General features: G+C 71.4%; 10 protein-coding genes and 1 tRNA gene. 7 read left to right on the forward strand and 4 right to left on the reverse strand.

Features of this window, described 5'->3' with window-relative positions:
• The first annotated feature begins 463 nt into the window (after window positions 1-463).
• From ACGFX9_RS24385 to ACGFX9_RS24395, 3 genes are all read left to right on the forward strand, one after another.
• Window positions 464-1,978 (forward strand): MFS transporter, encoded by a 1,515-nt coding sequence (locus tag ACGFX9_RS24385; protein WP_393476571.1) that lies wholly within the window; start codon window positions 464-466, stop codon window positions 1,976-1,978.
• A gap of 134 nt (window positions 1,979-2,112) precedes the next feature.
• On the forward strand, window positions 2,113-2,595 hold the full coding sequence (locus ACGFX9_RS24390) for a DUF485 domain-containing protein (RefSeq protein WP_393475708.1): 483 nt from the start codon (window positions 2,113-2,115) through the stop codon (window positions 2,593-2,595).
• Window positions 2,592-4,208 carry a cation acetate symporter gene (locus tag ACGFX9_RS24395; protein ID WP_393475711.1) on the forward strand — a complete coding sequence of 539 codons (1,617 nt, stop codon included), beginning with the start codon at window positions 2,592-2,594 and terminating at the stop codon, window positions 4,206-4,208. The genes ACGFX9_RS24390 and ACGFX9_RS24395 overlap by 4 nt, the downstream gene beginning before the upstream one ends.
• A gap of 79 nt (window positions 4,209-4,287) precedes the next feature.
• Here the strand turns inward: ACGFX9_RS24395 and ACGFX9_RS24400 are convergent, their stop codons facing one another.
• The 3 genes from ACGFX9_RS24400 to ACGFX9_RS24410 form a co-directional block, all read right to left on the reverse strand.
• Window positions 4,288-5,187: a cellulose-binding protein gene (locus ACGFX9_RS24400; protein WP_393475714.1), complete on the reverse strand. Its 900-nt coding sequence runs from the start codon at window positions 5,185-5,187 to the stop codon at window positions 4,288-4,290.
• A 243-nt stretch (window positions 5,188-5,430) separates the two neighbouring features.
• The gene (locus ACGFX9_RS24405; protein WP_393475717.1) at window positions 5,431-8,271 is read right to left on the reverse strand and encodes an SUKH-4 family immunity protein; all 2,841 of its coding nucleotides are present in this window, start codon (window positions 8,269-8,271) and stop codon (window positions 5,431-5,433) included.
• Window positions 8,272-8,278: 7 nt separating this feature from the next.
• Window positions 8,279-9,265, reverse strand: coding sequence for an SMI1/KNR4 family protein (locus tag ACGFX9_RS24410; protein ID WP_393475720.1), 987 nt, complete (start codon window positions 9,263-9,265; stop codon window positions 8,279-8,281).
• 375 nt (window positions 9,266-9,640) lie between these two features.
• On the opposite strand from ACGFX9_RS24410, the gene ACGFX9_RS24415 reads away from it, so the two are divergent.
• Window positions 9,641-10,198: a YwqJ-related putative deaminase gene (locus ACGFX9_RS24415; protein ID WP_393475723.1), complete on the forward strand. Its 558-nt coding sequence runs from the start codon at window positions 9,641-9,643 to the stop codon at window positions 10,196-10,198.
• Between the two features lie 50 nt (window positions 10,199-10,248).
• Window positions 10,249-10,809, forward strand: a complete 561-nt coding sequence (locus tag ACGFX9_RS24420) for an SUKH-3 domain-containing protein (protein ID WP_393475726.1) — start codon at window positions 10,249-10,251, stop codon at window positions 10,807-10,809.
• 34 nt (window positions 10,810-10,843) lie between these two features.
• On the opposite strand, the gene ACGFX9_RS24425 is transcribed toward ACGFX9_RS24420, so the two are convergent.
• Window positions 10,844-12,247 (reverse strand): sensor histidine kinase, encoded by a 1,404-nt coding sequence (locus ACGFX9_RS24425; protein ID WP_393475729.1) that lies wholly within the window; start codon window positions 12,245-12,247, stop codon window positions 10,844-10,846.
• Between the two features lie 167 nt (window positions 12,248-12,414).
• Here ACGFX9_RS24425 and ACGFX9_RS24430 point away from each other — a divergent pair, with 167 nt between their 5' ends.
• Together ACGFX9_RS24430 and ACGFX9_RS24435 are read left to right on the forward strand one after the other, a co-directional pair.
• Window positions 12,415-13,275: a hypothetical protein gene (locus ACGFX9_RS24430; protein WP_393475732.1), complete on the forward strand. Its 861-nt coding sequence runs from the start codon at window positions 12,415-12,417 to the stop codon at window positions 13,273-13,275.
• A 14-nt stretch (window positions 13,276-13,289) separates the two neighbouring features.
• Window positions 13,290-13,365: transfer RNA gene (locus tag ACGFX9_RS24435), tRNA-Gln, on the forward strand.
• Window positions 13,366-13,445 lie beyond the last annotated feature (80 nt).

Consider the following 13,445-nt stretch of genomic DNA (forward strand, 5'->3'; position numbering starts at 1 on the left):
GAGTCAGGCGTGTTCGGTACGCATAAAGAGTCTGGTCGTCCGGCGGGCCTCGCGCCCTGGTGCCCAGCGCAGTCTTTTACTGGGGAAAACCCCACCCCCGAAGGTGTGGTTCGGTCTGACCGACGGGGCCACCCCCGTCCCGCCCCGTCGGCATAAAGCCAATCTAAGAAGGCGCCGGGGCCTTCTCCTCCTCCAGCGGTACGAACCCTCCCCGGTCCGTAGTACGGAGGTTCCCCTAGGGGATCTCCACCCGCCGGTGGAGCCCTTCTCGGGGTCGCTCCACCCTCGTACCTACCGGACACCGCCCCACCTGCCGGGATGCTCTCCACCCCTGCCCCCGCGGCCCTCCCGGGTGAGAAGGTGGCCGGAAGCAATTAGATGCAGGGGGAAGGAATCTCCGGTGGGCGGCACACCTTCGGCCACGCACGACCCACGACCGCGCGGTCCCGTCGTCGCCGCGCTCATGCTCGCCATGGCGCTCGCCGCCCTTGACGCCACGATCGTCTCGACGGCCATCCCGCAGATCGTCGGCGACCTCGGCGGCTTCTCCGTCTTCTCCTGGCTGTTCTCCGGCTATCTGCTCGCCGTCACCGTCACCCTGCCCATCTACGGCAAGCTCTCCGACACCTTCGGCCGCAAGCCCGTCCTCATCGCGGGCAGCATCCTCTTCCTGATCGGCTCCGCCCTGTGCGCCATGGCATGGAGCATGGGGGCGCTGATCGCCTTCCGCGTCGTGCAGGGCCTGGGCGGCGGCGCGCTCCAGGGGACGGTGCAGACACTCGCCGCCGACCTCTACCCCCTCAAGGAACGCCCGAAGATCCAGGCGAAGTTGTCCACCGTGTGGGCCGCCTCGTCGATCGCGGGCCCCGCACTCGGCGGCCTCATCGCCGCCTACGCCGACTGGCGCTGGATCTTCCTCATCAACCTGCCCATCGGGGCGGTGGCGCTCTGGCTGATCGTGCGCCACCTGCACGAGCCGCAGCGCGAGGCGGCCACCCGCGGGCGCGTCGACTGGGCGGGCGCGCTCGCCGTCTTCGCCTGCGGTGGCGTCCTGCTCACCGCGCTCGTCCAGGGCGGCGTCGCCTGGGCCTGGCTGTCCGCGCCGTCCCTGGCGCTCTTCACCGGCGGACTGCTGCTCGCGGCGGCCGTCGTGGTCATCGAACGCCGCGCGGCGGAGCCGATCATCCCCGGCTGGGTCTGGCGCAGACGCACCATCGCGGCGGTCAACCTCGCCCTGGGCGCGCTCGGCCTCCTGATGGTCGCGCCCACCGTGTTCCTGCCGACGTACGCCCAGTCCGTCCTTGGCCTGGCGCCGATCGCCGCCGGGTTCGTGCTCTCCGTGATGACGCTGAGCTGGCCGGTGTCCGCCGCCCTGAGCCAGCACGTCTACCGCAGGCTCGGCTTCCGCGACACCGCGCTCATCGGCATCGGCGGCGCCGCCCTCTTCCTCTTCGCGTTCCCCCTCCTGCCCTACCCGGGGCAGGCGTGGCAGCCGGCCCTGATCATGCTGCTCCTGGGTGCGGCACTCGGCCTCTTCCAACTGCCGCTGATCGTCGGGGTGCAGTCCACCGTCGGCTGGTCCGAGCGCGGCACGGCCACCGCGTCCATCCTCTTCTGCCGCCAGATAGGCCAGACCCTGGGCGCGGCCCTCTTCGGCGCGATCGCCAACGGAGTCCTCACCTCACGGCTCGGCGGCGCGGGCTCTTTGGACTCGGTGTCCCACGCCCTGGAGAACCCGGCCGCGGTCACCGACCCGGAACGGCTGCGGCGCGCGGTCGACTCAGCGGTCGACACCGTGTACGTGGGGGCGGGCTGCGCGGCGGTGATCGCGCTCCTCGTGCTGGTGTTCCTGGCACCCCGGAGGTTTCCGGTAATCGGGGCGCAGAACCCGGAGAACGGGGAGGCGGCAGCCCCCGGGAGCAGGGAGAACTCCGAACTGGCCCCGCGGGAGCGCCCCATGAACAGACCAACCGAATAGACCGGCCAATCGACCGACCAACCAGTATGTGCAAAACCCTTCGCGGCTCTACTACTTACAAGTAACGTGCTCGATTCTCACCTCTCGCTCCCTGCGGTCCCGCACCGGACCGACGCCGCGCAAGGAGAACCGGGATGTCCTACCCTCACCAGCCCCAACACCCCGACCCCTCCCATCAACCCCATCAACCCCATCACCCCCGCCACGCCTACCGCCCCCACCTCCCCCCGCACGACTCCTCCCCCTCCTACCCCACCTACCCCTGGCAGCCCCCCGCTCCGCCGCCTCCCCCACCCCCCATCAGACTCCCCCGCCACCCCGCACTCGGCCGCCACAGAGACCTGCGCTATCTGCGCAGCGCCTACCGCTGGCAGCGCCGCGTCGCCACCCTCACCGCGCTCGGCTACTTCACGCTCTTCCTGATCCTCTCCGCCTTCGCCCCGTCCCTGATGACCGGCACGGTCACCGGCGGCCTCTCCACCGGACTGCTGCTCGGCCTGTGCCAGGTGCCCGTCACCCTGCTCGCCATAGCGCTGTACGAGGTCACGGCCCGCCGCAGGCTCGACCCGATGGCCGAACGGCTGCGCAAACTGGCGGAGCTGGAGGCCAACCGATGAGCCCGGGCGTCACCCTGGCCGCCGACTCCGCGCAGGCCATGTCCCTGGTGGCGTTCACCGCCGTCGTCACCCTCACGCTGCTCCTGTGCGTGATGACAGGCCCCGACCGCGACGACCTCGGCGAGTTCTACACCGGCTACGGCGCGCTCTCGCCGATGCGCAACGGCCTTGCCATCGCGGGCGACTACATCTCCGCGGCGACCGTGCTCGGCACCGGCGGAATCATCGCGCTCGTCGGATACGACGGAGTCGTCCTGGCCCTGAGCACGGCCCTGTCCCTGATGCTCCTGATGTTCCTGCTCGCCGAACCCCTGCGCAACGCGGGGCAGTTCACCATGGGTGACGTACTGGCACGCCGGATGCCCGGCCGCGCCGTACGCATCACGGCGTGCGCGGCGACACTGGCCGCGCTCCTCCCCCTGATGCTGGTGCAACTCGCCGGCGCGGGCGATCTGCTCTCCTTCATCCTCGGGTTCTCCAGCGAGGGCGTGAAGACGGGATGCGTCGTCGCACTCGGCGTACTCATGATCAGCTACGCGGCGATCGGCGGCATGAAAGGCACCGCCCTCATCCAGATCCTGAAGATCGTGATGCTGCTCGGCTCCGGCCTGGTCATCGCCGCCCTGATCCTGCGCCGCTTCGACTGGGACCTGGGCGCGCTCCTCGCCGCCGCCCGGCACGGCAGCGGCGCGGGGCCCGCCTTCCTCCAGTCAGGACTGCAGTTCGCGGGCAGCCCCAACCCCCGCCTGGACATGATCAGTTCAGAGCTCACGGTGGTCCTGGGCGGCGCCTGCCTCCCCCACGTGACGATGCGCATGTACACGGCGCGCAGCGCGCCCGAGATACGCCGCTCGATGTCATGGGCGGTTTCCTTGGTGGCACTCTTCGCCCTCGTGATCACGATAGTGGGCTTCGGCGCGACGGCCATGATCGGCCGAGCCGCCATCGCGCGGGCGGACCCGCAGGGCAACACGGCCTACCTCCTCGGCTCCAAGGCGGTCTTCGGCGCGAACGCCTCGACCGCCCAGACCCTCATCTTCACGACGGTCACCACGGCGATCTTCCTGACACTGCTCGCCTCGGTCGCCGGAATGATCCTCGCCTGCGCCAACTCCCTGGCGCACGACGTCTTCGCCCATGTCCGCAGAGGCCTCACGCCACGCAGGGAGCTGACACTGGCCCGCGCATCGGCCCTCGCGGTCGGCGGCGTGGCGATCGTCCTCGCGGTCATGGTCCAGCACCGCAACCTCCAGCCCCTGGTGACGCTCTCGTTCTGCCTGGGCGCCTCCGCCCTCGCCCCGGCGCTCGTCTACAGCCTCTTCTGGCGCCGCTACACCCGCAGGGGCCTCCTGTGGACCCTCATCGGCGGCACGCTCGGCTCCGTCATCCTCATGACAGGCACCAACCTCGTGTCGGGCGCCCCCACTTCGGCGTTCCCCGAGCACGACTTCAACTGGTTCCCCTTCACCACGACAGGCCTGGCCTCCATCCCCCTCGGCTTCCTCCTCGGCTGGCTGGGCACGGTGTCATCGGGCCCCCGGGAGTCCGAGGAGCAGCGCAAGCGGTACGAGGCGGTGGAGGGGTGGATTTTGGCGGGGATCAGGCGGGGGTGACGCGACGGTAGTGGGGCACGGGGCGGCTGCGGGGTAATCGGGTGAGTGGGCGGGAAAAGATCCGCCGCGAAGCGGCGGCCTACGGACCGCCCTCCGCCGGGGCCCGCCCCGTCAGTGCCGCGAGGCTGCTGCGTACGTGTTCCATGTGTGCCCGCACCTCGTCCCACTCCTCGCCGTGCTCCCGCAGCAGCCGTTCCGTCTCGCGGGCCACCCGTTCCTCCCGTACGCCCGCCTCCGCGACCAGCTCCGCCGCCCGCGCCTCCGCGTCCTCCTGGCCGTGGCGGGCCGACTCCTCCGCCTCCGCGAAGGCCCGCTTGGCCTCGGAGAGGCGGGCCTCCGCGGCGGCGACCAGCTCGGCCTCGCGTGCCTCCTCCGCCGCCTGCCGCTCGGCGATCTCCCGCTCGGCGGCCTCCCAGCGCTCGGCGTGCTCCTTCTCCTGCTCCTCCAGGAGGGCGGCGCCGCGCCGCTTCGTCTCCCGGAGCGCGGCCAGCGCCTCGCCCCGCCACTCCTTCACGTCACGGCGGGCCGCGATCCGCGACTCGTCCGCGGTGGCGCGGCTGGCCAGGAGCCGCTGCCGGGTCCGCTCCTCGGCCTCGGCCAGGAGTTCGTCGGCGTACGCGCGAGCCGCCTCACGTACCTTCGCCGCCTCCGACTCCGCCTCCGCCGTCAGCTGCCGCGCTTCAGCGTCGGCCGCGTCCCGCACGGCCGCGGCCTCCGCCTCGCTCAGGGCGAGGACGTTCCGCGCGCGCTCGCTCAGCGTCTCGTACGTCTGCGGGGCGAGCCGCGCCACCACGTCCCGCAGCCGCTCCGCCTCCGCCTCCATCTCCTTGGCGAGGACGGTGAGCCGGGCGGCGCGCTCCCACGCGCCGTCGCGGTCCTGGGACAGACCGAGGGCGTACGTCTCCACCTGCTCGGGACGGTAGCCGCGTCCGCGCACGGTGACGAAGCCGTGGGGCGACGCCGTTGCACCGCTGCTCATCCTTGAATCCCCTCTCCGAGGCACCACGCGCGTATAACGCGACTGGCGCACATCCTGATGGATCAAGCGGAAGCGCTCATAACGCGACACTCCGCCCGTCCCACCCGGTCAAGGATGCGTCAATTGGTGGCAGAAGTCGGAATCGGGGCCATAAAGCAGACACAAAGCAGCCACAGAGCAGAGGCGCCCGATCCGTACGACGGATCAGGCGCCTCGTTCGTCACCGCGGCGGAACTGACCGGACTACAGCAGGCCGTCCCACATCTGCTCGAGCAGCACCGACCACCAGCTCTCCGGCGACGCGAGCGCCGCCGGGTCGAGGGCGGCCAGCTGGCCCTGGAAGTCGACGGTCCAGCGGCCCGCCTGCTCCTGGTTGAGCCCGAAGCGCAGCCGCCACATACGGCCGAGGAGTGCCAGGCAGCGCGCGAACTCTGGCAGACCGGTGTTCACGAACTGCGGCGGCACCGGAGCACCGCCCGGACCGGCCTCCACCGGCACGGCGACGATGTTCGCCGTGCCGTACTGGACGCAGATCGCGCGGCCGAAGTCGCTGCCCATGACGAGGTACGAACCCGCGTCCGAGGCCGGCTGCACCCCGCGCTCCTGTGCCGTCTCGGCGAGGGTCGGCACCGGACGGCCGGGCTGGGCCTGCGCCCAGAAGAACGGGCCGAAGTCGACCGGCAGGCCCGCCACCACGAGGGTGTGCGCCACCAGGTCCGGCACGCCCTGCCGGGAGACCGCACGCTGGTCGAAGCGGAAGATGCCTGGCCCGAAGGCCGCCATCAGCTCCTGCGCGACACCCTCCGGCGGGATCGGCGGCGCGGGCTGCACCTGCGGCAGCGGCGCGCGCACCGGCGCGGGGCGCGCCGGGCCGTCCGCGACCTGGTGCAACTCGCCCTGGTGCGCGATGAGCTGCTGCATGCCGCCCTGGCGTGAGGCGTGGTCCCTGCCGTACGGGGCGATCGACGTGATCCGCGCCTGCGGCCACGTCTCCCGGATCATGCGGGCGCAGTACGCGCCCGGCAGCTCGCACGACTCCAGCTCGGTGTGGAGTTCGAGCACCTGCTGCGGCGGCACGTTCATGCCGCGCAACTCGTGCAGGATCTGCCACTCCGGGTGCGGCGTACCGGGCGCCGAGCGGCGGATGAGCTGCTGCTCGGAGCCGTCCTGCGCGCGGTAGCGGAGTACGGCCTGGTAGCCGGGGCCGACGGTCGGCTGACCGGTGGGCGGCTGCGGGTAGCCGTAGGGCTGGCCCGGGGCGGGGTGGCCGGGTGCGGGAGGCGGCATGCCCGGGGCGCCCGGAGCCTGCGGCGGGAGGGGCGCGCCGGGGCCGCCGACCGCGGGTCCGGCCAGCATCGTCGCGGCGTGGTGGACATTGCCGCCGGGAGCACCGGGAGCACCAGGGGCTCCGGGTGCGCCAGGGGGCTGAGGTGCGCCGGGAGCTCCGGGGGGCCCGGGAGGCTGCGGGGCACCCGGAGCACCGGGCGGGCCGGGAGGCTGCGGAGCACCCGGCGGCTTGATGCCGCCGGGGCCACCCAGGCTCGGGTCGGCCAGCATCGTCGCCGCGTGGTGAACGCCGCCGGGAGGCGTGCCCGGAGCGCCGGGGGGCCCGGGAGGCTGCGGGGCACCAGGAGCACCGGGCGGGCCGGGAGGCTGCGGAGCACCCGGCGGCTTGATGCCGCCGGGGCCGCCCAGGCTCGGGTCGGCCAGCATCGTCGCCGCGTGGTGGACACCGCCGCCGGGGGGCGGCGTACCGGGAGCGGCGGGCGGCTGCGGGGTGCCCGGAGCCGCGGGCGGCTGAGGTCCCTCGGGGCCCAGCGCCGACACGAGCTGCGTCGGGACGTAACCGCCCGCCGGGGTGCCCGGAGCACCGGGTCCTGACGGCGGCGGCGTACCCCCCGGGCGCGCGCCCGGAGCCCCCGGCGCGCTGGGCGGCGGCGGAGTGGTCGAGCCGCCTCCACGGGCACCACGCGGCGGTGCCTGCGCCTTGCTGGTCGCGGCATCGGCGATGTCACCCGCGCCGGGCGGCACGGAATGCTGGGCGGCGGCGGCCGGAGCGGGGCCCTGCGGGTAGCCGTACGCGGACGCATCGGGAACCCCGGGAGCACCCACACCCGGCGGAGGCGGCATGTTCACCGCGGCGCCTGCGGGCGGCGGGGGCAGGTTCGGACCCGGAGCGGTCGGAGGCGGCGGGGTCTGCGAGCCAGGGCCCTGCGGATAGCCGTACGCGGACGGGTCGGGAACCCCGGGAGCACCGGGAGCACCCGCGCCCGGCGGGGGCGGCAGGTTCGGGCCGTCGAGCGCGGGCGCCACCGTGGTCGACGGAAGGCCGCTGCCCCCGTGCATCAGCGCGGTCTTGGCCTCCGGCGCCACCCCGGGCCGCGGGGCGTCGTCATCGTCACCGCCGACCAGCGGCGGCGCGAACACCGTGGCGGGCGCGGGCACCGAACGGTCGTCACCGGAATCCGCGTTGGTGTCCGTACCGGCCCACGGAGTGGCATCGGCAGGCGCACTCGACGCCCCGGCCGCGGGCCACGGCGTACCGCCACCGGGCGCTTCCGGAGCCGCCGAAGCGACAGGGGCAGCAGGCGCGGCGGGCTTCGAACTGCCGTATCCAGCGCCCCCATTGGACGCGTCCGACACAGCAGAAGACCCAGCAGACGACCCGGAGGAGGTCACGGACCCCGCCTCCGCCCGCCGATCCGGAATACCCAGCTTGTCCGCCGCCTCCTGGAGCCACTCCGGAGGGCTCAACAGGAACGACGTCTGATTCAGGTCAACCCGCTCCGGAGGAGCCGGAGTCGCGTCCTGCGGCGCCGCATCCGGGATGCCGTACTCCTCTTCGTACCGGCGAATCACCTCACCCACCGGCAGCCCGGGCCAGAGCGTCGCCTCGCCGCTGTCCCGCGCGATGACGAGCCGCTGACGGCCGCCGTCGGACACCGGACCGGACTCCCGGTCCTCCGCCCACACCACAAAACCCAGCTCGAACTCCCGCACCCGCACCTCACGATGCTGGTAGCCGGGCACATCGCCGTTGATCCACTCCTCGGCGCGCTCCTGCGCCTGCGCGAAGGTCACCATCGACAAGTCACTCCCCCACCGGGACGGCGCGCGCGAAGCCGCCGTCCACCATCAGGTTCGCCACGGTCTCCAACTCCGGCGGATTACCCGCAAGACGGGACAAGAACGCGTCGAAATCGTCACCGCACGGCAGCAACAGCCGCTCCACCCGCTCGGCGGCCGACCACGCGTCCGTCTCCGAGACGTCCCGTGCGTCGTCGTACGCGCAGAACCACACCGAACCGATCCGGTCACCCTTGACCTTCACGGCCAGCAGCCCACCCTGCACAAAACCGACTGCCAGGTAATCCTTTGTGAGGTGGTCGCGCAGACACTTGTTGACGTACACCAGGTCGTTGACCGCGGCCTCGTCGCGCACCGTGAAGAACGGCTGGTCGATCAGGAGTCCGAGCTCCGCGTCCAGCGCCGTACCGACCGGCGCACAGCCGCCCGCGGCCTTCAGGAACGAACGGTAGGCACCCGGCAGCCGGTAGCCCAGGTCCTCCTCCGCGCCGAGGATCTCCTGCTCGCTCACCGCGACCGCCGACTTCGGCAGCGCGAGATGCGCGGGGCGGGTCTCCTGGAGCGGGCGCGTACCCCTCTTGTTCTGGTCCACGGGAGTCGTGGCGAGCCCGCCGTGGTGCCGCAGGAGCGCCTTCACCTCCACCGGAACCAGCTCAAGACGCCGACCGCCCGGCACGTGATGCCACGTCCAGCCGTGCGGCGTCGCCACCGGCGGGATCGTGTCCCACAGGTCATGGTCCGCCGCGGCCATCGCCGCGTTCGCCGAGACGTAATCCGTCAGACGCAACTCGTCGACCCCGAAGCCCTCGGGGGGCTCCGCGATTTCGGCGGCGGCACGCGCGTACGCCGAGAAGTCCGGATAGCCGTGCTCATCCACACGCACCCCTCTGGGATGGCGCGTGGCCCGGACCGGATCCGGGAAGTGCACGACCTGCCCGGCGTAGGCCGCGTTCGGCGGCGCGGCTTGCTGCCCCAGCCGACCTGTCGTCATGGCGGTTGCCCCCTGCGGCACTGTTGGGTTCTGCGGATCGCTGTACGTGATGCTGTGCGTGGTGCTGCACGTGCACGCTGCACGTGAATGCTGTGCGTAAACGCTGCACGTGGGTGCTGTGCGTGGTTACTGCGTATTTTGTCCTGCGTTCCGCGCACTGCGGATGTCGACAGCCTATGCGCAAGGACGACACCGGTCACCGGGCCTCCGGTTCCATGACCAGCAGCCACCGGACCGTCACCGTGCGACGAAAGCCAGGCGTGTCGCGGTGCCCCAGCTTCCGCACCACCCGCCCCATTTGGCAGGCTGTCCCCGCAACGCGGGGGCGTGGCACACGCGGTCACCACCGCGAGTTGCGGGGAGGGAAGCACCACCATGCACACGGCACAGACCGGCGGGGCCGGTCACACGGCGGCCACCACCGCACCCTCGGCGACCGCCGAGAGCCCCGCGGACACCGGAGACCCACGCGTCGGCTGGAGCAGCACCACCGCACACGCACCCACCCTGCGCCAGCGCCGCGACGGCATCCTGCCCACCGTCGCCGCCGCGCTCTCCGTCCGCGGCGCGACCCTCACCTGTACCGCGGGCCGCGGGGAAGAACCCCCGGCCCTGCACCACCTCGTACAGGACTTCCTCGACACCCTCACCAGCAGCCAGCGCGAACGCTTCACCGGACGCTGCGCCGAAGCCATCCTCATCTCGCGCCACCTCACGGCCGCCGACTCGACCCGCTCCAAACGGGCCGCACGCAAACCGATGACCAACGGCGAGGCCCGCAAGGCCCTCAAGCACGCCAAACTCACCACCCGCCGCATCCGCGAGGACGGCGACCCCCTGCACGGCAGCTTCGCCCGCCCCTGCCGCTCCTGCACCGCCCTCACAGCGCACTTCAACGTACGCGTCGTGGACCCGACCACAACGGAAGCCTGACCCCCCACCGAACCGCGAACCACGAACCGCGAACCGCAACGAGGGCACCTATGTACACGGAACAGCACCCCGAGCAACTCACCGAACAGCAGCTCCCCGAGCAGCACCGCACCGAACACCCCGCCCAGAGCGCCGCGTCCCCCCGCTTCCCCGTACCCGTCGACGCCGCCCTGCGCGCGGCGGGCTGGCGCCCCGGACGCTGGGACATAAAGCAGGCCGAGATCTGGGCCGACGTCCTGCGCAGCCACACCTCACCCGCCGGCCACCGGCACGCCGTCTTCCCCGCCGCCGTCGAGGCCTGGGCGGAATTCGGCGGCCTCCACATCACCCCACAGGGCCCCGGCCGCCACATAGCGCCCGCCACCGTGCACCTCGACCCCATGTACGGACTCCACCTCGCCCGCACCCTCGGCGACCTCGGCCGCGCCCTCGACACCGAGGTCTGTCCCATAGGCGAGGAGACCGAGACCCAGTCCCTCCTGGCCATCGACGCCGACGGCCGCGTCTACAGCCTCGACCACAGCGGCGACTGGTACCTCGGGTCCGACATCGACGAAGCGCTCGCCACCCTGGTCTCGGGCACCCGGCCGGAACGGCTCACGGCAAGCTGAAGCCTTTCTTCTGCTCAGGCAGGCGTCGACTCGCTCAGGCCTCGACCTCGGCGTCCATCTCCACCTCGACCCCGGCCTCGATCTCAGCCCCAGCCTCGGCCTCGGCCTCGGCGACCACAGGCGCGGGCAGCACAGCCGACACCCGGAAGCCACCCGCGTCCGTCGGCCCCGACACGAACACACCGCCAAGAACCTTGACCCGCTCCTTCATCCCCACGAGCCCGTTCCCACCACTCGGCAACCGCGCGTCACCCGGACCCGCCTCCGACGGCGGCTCGTTCTCCACCTGCACCGCGATCTCCGCACCCCGGTGCGCGAGCCGCACATACGTCTTCGCACCCGCCGCATGCTTGTGCACGTTGGTCAACGCCTCCTGAACCACGCGGTACGCGGTCTGCTCGACGTCCGCCGCATACGCACGCGACTCACCCTCCACCGACAGCTCCACGGCCATCCCCGCCGCACGCGACTGCCCCACCAGCTCCTCGAGCTCCTCCAGACACGGCCCGTCCTCATCCACCGCGACACGCGAGGCGGCGGCAGCCGCCGCGAACCCCACAGCGGCCAACGGCACCACATCCGACGCCGACCCATGCCGGCCACCCGCCGCGGGCCTGCTCTCCCCCGTACGCAACACCCCGAGCATCTCGCGCAGCTCCGTCAGCGCCTGCCGCCCCATGTCACCGACCAGAGCAGCGTTCTTGACGGCCTTCTCAGGATCTTTCCTCGCCACGGCCTGCAACGCGGCCGCATGCACGACCATCAGACTCACCCGATGCGCGACCACGTCATGCATCTCCCGCGCGATCCGGGTCCGCTCCTCATTACGCGCCCACTCCGCACGCTCCTCGGCCCGCTCGGCAAGCAGCTGCAGCTCACGCTCCAGGCTGTCGGCACGCTCCCGCAGGCTCTCCATGAGCCGCCGCCGCGCCCCGACATACAGCCCGAGCAGAATCGGCGGCGCGGTCAGCCCGATGGACGTGGTGATCGCGATGAACGGTATGAACCCCTCCGCGAACCCCAGATCCCCGCTCGCCATGTCCTGCCGCGTCCGCACCAGCGTGACGATGAGCGTCCCCAGCAGCGACATACCGGCCAACGACCCGATGATCCGCCGCGGGAGCTCCGAGGCCGCCAGCGTGTACAGCCCCACCACGGTCAGGAAAACCCCCATCTGGGCAGGGGTGATCGCGATGGAGACCAGCACCACGGCGATCGGCCAGCGCCGCCGCAACAACAGCGAGAACCCGGCGAGCACACCGAACCCCACACCCACCGCCGCGGGCACCCCGGTATCCCCCGAGAACGTGATCCCCTCAGCCCCGCACTCCACCGCCGAAGCCAGCGCGAGCCCCACATCCAGCACGGCACTGCGCCGCCGTTCCCACCACCACGGCCCGGTCACGGCCGCGCTGTGGTTCTCCCCCGTCGTGGTCATACCTGCCAGCCTACGGGCGACAAGCCTTCCTTTTCCGGCGAGTTTCCGGCTCGGTGATCGAACGCACGCGCTGTTCGACAGAAAGCGAAACCGCCCGGATTCCCTCGAACTGTTGAACCGCTCCCGCTTCCCGGCCGGACGTCCGCATTCCGGACGAGTGTTGCCGCATGACAGAAATCACGGGCAAGTACGCCGACTTCGAGGGGCTGCGGGGGCGAGCGATCGCTTTGCGGCGCGAGGGACTGAGCCTGCGGCAGATCCGGGACCAGCTGAAGGTCTTCAACAACGACATGCTGAGCCGGCTGGTGCAGGGCGAGCCGGCGCCAGAGTGGACGAAGCGACCGAAGGCGAAGGACGACCTCCGCGAGCGGGCGCGGGAGCTGCGACTCCAGGGCCTCACCTACGACCAGATCCAGGTCGAACTGGGGTGCTCGAAGAGTTCGATCTCGCTGTGGGTGCGGGATCTGCCGAAGCCTGAGCCTCGCTACACGCCGGAAGAGCAGCGCGCACTCATGCGGGAGGGGCTCACGAAGCTCCGCTCCGAGCAGGACGATAGGCGCAAGGCCACGAAGCAAGCGGCCAACAAGGAGATCGGCGAACTCAGCGATCGCGAGCTGTTCGTCATGGGGGTCGGCCTCTATTGGGCGGAGGGGCAGAAGAGCAAGCCGTACGCCCGCCGCGAGAGCGTCATCTTCATCAACAGCGACCCGGATGTGATCCATGTCTACCTTGCCTGGCTCGACCTGCTCGGGATCGCAGCGGAGCGCCTGAATTACCGGGTCATGATCCACGAGTCAGCCGACGTGGCCGCCGCGGAGCAGTACTGGGCCGACATCGTGCAGGTCGACGCCTCCACCTTCCAGCGGACGACCCTGAAGAGGCACAACCCGAAGACCGTCCGGAAGAACACTGGCGACGACTACCGAGGTTGCCTCGTGATCAGAGTTCGGCAGGGAGCCGATTTGTACTGCCGGATTGAGGGTTGGTGGAAGGGGATCGCGACTGACGCCGCGACTCGGCTCGGGTAAGGTCTGAGGCGCTGTCCCCCGTGGTGTAACTGGCAGCACACTAGTTTTTGGTACTAGTAGGACAAGGTTCGAATCCTTGCGGGGGAGCCACGGCCCACAAGCCCTCTGTTCGGGTCCTGACCGCAAGGTCAGGACCCGCCCTCATTTCCGCCCCACAACGCCCCGGTATC

Origin of the sequence: Streptomyces sp. NPDC048436 (genome assembly GCF_043200355.1) — a bacterium.
Lineage (GTDB): Bacteria > Actinomycetota > Actinomycetes > Streptomycetales > Streptomycetaceae > Streptomyces.

Coding starts and splice junctions, on each gene's coding strand:
- ACGFX9_RS24405 (WP_393475717.1), bottom strand. CDS start 8,271: ATGGTGACCTTCGCGCAGGCGCAGGAGCGCGCCGAGGAGTGGATCAAC.
- ACGFX9_RS24415 (WP_393475723.1), top strand. CDS start 9,641: ATGCACACGGCACAGACCGGCGGGGCCGGTCACACGGCGGCCACCACC.
- ACGFX9_RS24430 (WP_393475732.1), top strand. CDS start 12,415: ATGACAGAAATCACGGGCAAGTACGCCGACTTCGAGGGGCTGCGGGGG.
- ACGFX9_RS24425 (WP_393475729.1), bottom strand. CDS start 12,247: ATGACCACGACGGGGGAGAACCACAGCGCGGCCGTGACCGGGCCGTGG.
- ACGFX9_RS24410 (WP_393475720.1), bottom strand. CDS start 9,265: ATGACGACAGGTCGGCTGGGGCAGCAAGCCGCGCCGCCGAACGCGGCC.
- ACGFX9_RS24400 (WP_393475714.1), bottom strand. CDS start 5,187: ATGAGCAGCGGTGCAACGGCGTCGCCCCACGGCTTCGTCACCGTGCGC.
- ACGFX9_RS24395 (WP_393475711.1), top strand. CDS start 2,592: ATGAGCCCGGGCGTCACCCTGGCCGCCGACTCCGCGCAGGCCATGTCC.
- ACGFX9_RS24390 (WP_393475708.1), top strand. CDS start 2,113: ATGTCCTACCCTCACCAGCCCCAACACCCCGACCCCTCCCATCAACCC.
- ACGFX9_RS24420 (WP_393475726.1), top strand. CDS start 10,249: ATGTACACGGAACAGCACCCCGAGCAACTCACCGAACAGCAGCTCCCC.
- ACGFX9_RS24385 (WP_393476571.1), top strand. CDS start 464: ATGCTCGCCATGGCGCTCGCCGCCCTTGACGCCACGATCGTCTCGACG.